Origin of the sequence: Thiohalorhabdus sp., from assembly GCF_046545655.1 — a bacterium.
Lineage (GTDB): Bacteria > Pseudomonadota > Gammaproteobacteria > Thiohalorhabdales > Thiohalorhabdaceae > Thiohalorhabdus.
Genome location: NZ_JBKGZG010000085.1, coordinates 1 through 3,182, shown reverse-complemented (window position 1 = coordinate 3,182; position 3,182 = coordinate 1). Strand labels below are relative to the sequence as shown.

The window sequence follows — 3,182 nt, the reverse complement described above, 5'->3', positions numbered from 1 at the left end:
CACGAGGACATGGACCACGAGGGCCATTCCATGGAGGACAAGTCCTCGGCGGTGGAACGAAGCCCTGGAGGAGCGAGCTCCAGCTCGCGACATGATGCGCCCCTGTGGGCGAATTGGGACCCGGTCCTCGCTCCTACAACTACGGGTAATTCAATCGCGGGTTCGTATTTATCCGTTCCCGGCTTAACCAACCAACGGCGTCGCGGCCTGGAGACCGCTCCTACACCTTCGATTTGGCCTATCGAAAAGGCGGCCGTCCCGGCCGCGACCCGCCCGAACGCAACAAACATCGCGACGGGGGCCGTCGCTCCTACATCTGATTCCGGCGCGGGGGTCCGGGCATGATCCGCCGCGTCATCGAATGGTCCCTGGCCAACCGCTTCCTGGTGGTGGTGGGCGCGCTGCTGCTCCTGGGCTGGGGCATCTTCGCCATGCTGCGCACGCCCCTGGACGCCATCCCGGACCTTAGCGATGTCCAGGTGATCATCAAGACCGAGTACCCCGGCCAGGCGCCGCAGGTGGTGGAGGACCAGGTCACCTACCCGCTCACCACCACCATGCTCTCCGTGCCCGGCACCAAGGCGGTGCGCGGCTACTCCTTCTTCGGCGACAGCTACATCAACGTCGTCTTCGAGGACGGCACGGACATGTACTGGGCCCGCTCGCGGGTGCTGGAGTACCTCAACGAGGCCGCCTCCGATCTGCCCGAGGGGGTGCAGCCCTCCCTGGGCCCGGATGCGACGTCGGTGGGCTGGGTTTTCCAGTACGCCCTGGTGGACCGCACCGGGGAGCACGACCTGGCGGACCTGCGTGCCCTGCAGGACTGGTTCCTGGAGTACGAGCTGCAGACCGTGGAGGGGGTCTCCGAGGTGGCCGCCGTGGGCGGCATGGTGCGCCAGTACCAGGTGGTGGTGGACCCGGAGAAGCTGCTCGCCCTGGGCATCCCGCTGGGCAAGGTGAAGGACGCCCTCCAGCGCGGCAACCAGGAGGCCGGCGGCTCGGTGATCGAGATGGCCGAGGCCGAGTACATGGTGCGCGGCACCGGCTACACCGAGGGCCTGGACGACCTGCGCGCCATCCCGGTGGGCGTGGACGAGGACGGCACCCCGATCCACGTGCGCGACGTGGCCGAGGTGCGCCACGGCCCCGAGCTGCGCCGCGGCGTGGCCGAGCTCAACGGCGAGGGCGAGGTGGCCGGCGGCATCGTGGTCATGCGCCACGGCGAGAACGCCCTGGCCACCATCGACCGCGTCAAGGACCGGCTCGACCAGCTGGAGCAGGGCCTGCCCGAGGGGGTGGAGATCGTCCCCACCTACGACCGCTCCGGGCTCATCCTCGACGCCGTGGACACCCTCCAGGATCGGCTCATCGAGGAGCTGATCATCGTCGCCCTGGTGGCGCTGATCTTCCTGTTCCACCTGCGCTCCACCTTCGTGGCGGTGGTGGCCCTGCCGCTGGGGATCCTGGGCAGCTTCGTGGTCATGTACTACCAGGGCATCAACGCCAACATCATGTCCCTGGGCGGCATCGCGCTGGCCATCGGCACCATGGTGGACGGCGCCATGGTCATGATCGAGAACGCCCACAAGCAGCTGGAGCGCGACCCGGACGCCGACCGCTGGGAGGTGATGCGCCGCGCCAGCACCGAGGTGGGCCCGGCGCTGTTCTTCAGCCTGCTCATCATCACCCTGTCCTTCGTGCCGGTGTTCGCCCTGGAGGCGCAGGAGGGGCGGCTGTTCGCGCCGCTCGCCTTCACCAAGACCTACGCCATGGCCGTGGCCGCCGGGCTGTCCATCACCCTGGTGCCGGTGCTCATGGGCTACTTCATCCGCGGCCGCATCCGCAAGGAGACCGCCAACCCGGTAAACCGCCTCATCGCCGGCGCCTACCGGCCGGTGCTCGGCGCCGCGCTGCGCTGGCCCAAGACCACCGTTGCCCTGGCGGTGCTGGTGCTCGCCTCCACCTGGTATCCCTACAGCAAGCTGGGCACGGAGTTCATGCCGCCGCTGTGGGAGGGCGACCTGCTGTACATGCCCACCACCGACCCCGGCATCTCCATCGGCAAGGCCCGCCAGCTCCTGCAGCAGACCGACAAGATCATCCAGTCCTTCCCGGAGGTGGAGACCACCTTCGGCAAGGTGGGCCGCGCCGAGACCGCCACCGACCCGGCGCCGCTGACCATGATGGAGACCACCATCACCCTCAAGCCGCGGGACGAGTGGCGCGAGGGCATGACGGTGGAGAAGCTCAAGCGCGAGCTGGACGAGGCCATCGACATCCCGGGCCTGTCCAACTCCTGGACCATGCCCATCAAGACACGCCTCGACATGCTCGCCACCGGCATCAAGACCCCGGTGGGCATCAAGGTGGCCGGCCCGGAACTGGAGGGCATCCAGGAGCTGGCCGGGGAAATCGAGGAGGTACTGGCCGAGGTGCCCGGTACCTCCTCCGCCTACGCGGAGCGAAGCGCTTCCGGCCGCTACGTGATCGTGGAGCCGGACCGCGAGCTTGCCGCCCGCTACGGCCTGAACGTGGCCGATGTGCAGGAGGTGGTGCAGTCCGCCGTGGGCGGCATGGAGGTGATGGAGAGCGTGGAGGGCCGCGAGCGCTACCCGGTGAACCTGCGCTACCCGCGCGAGTACCGCGACAGCCTGGAGGAGCTGCGCCAGGTGCGCGTGGCCACGCCCACGGGGGCCCAGGTGCCGCTCACCCAGGTGGCCGACATCCGCGTGGAGGACGGCCCGCCCATGATCAAGAGCGACAACGCCCGCCTCAACGGCTACGTCTACATCGACCTGGCCGGGGTGGACGTGGGCACCTACGTGGAGCGCGCCAAGCAGGCCGTGGCGGAGGAGGTGGACATCCCCGCCGGCTACTCGCTCACTTGGTCCGGGCAGTACGAATACATGGAGCGGGCCATGGCCAAGCTGCAGCTGCTGGTGCCGCTGACCCTGGTGATCATCGCCCTGCTGCTGTACCTGAACTTCCGCCGCCTCAGCGAGGTGGCCATCGTCCTCGGCACCGTGCCCTTCGCCTTAGTGGGCGGCTTCTGGCTGTTCTACCTGCTCGGCTACGAGCTCTCCATCGCCGCCGGGGTGGGCTTCATCGCCCTCGCGGGGGTCGCCGTGGAGATCGGCGTGGTGATGCTCGTCTACCTGAACCTGGCCGTGGAGCGCTACCGG

The 3,182-nt window shown here is 68.6% G+C and carries 1 protein-coding gene; it reads left to right on the top strand.

All coding sequences use genetic code 11. The annotated features are described in order from the left end of the window. Positions 1–341: 341 nt before the first annotated feature. Positions 342–3,182, top strand: a 2,841-nt coding sequence (locus ACLFRB_RS11725; RefSeq protein ID WP_411069196.1) for an efflux RND transporter permease subunit, incomplete at its 3' end; no start/stop codon positions are given.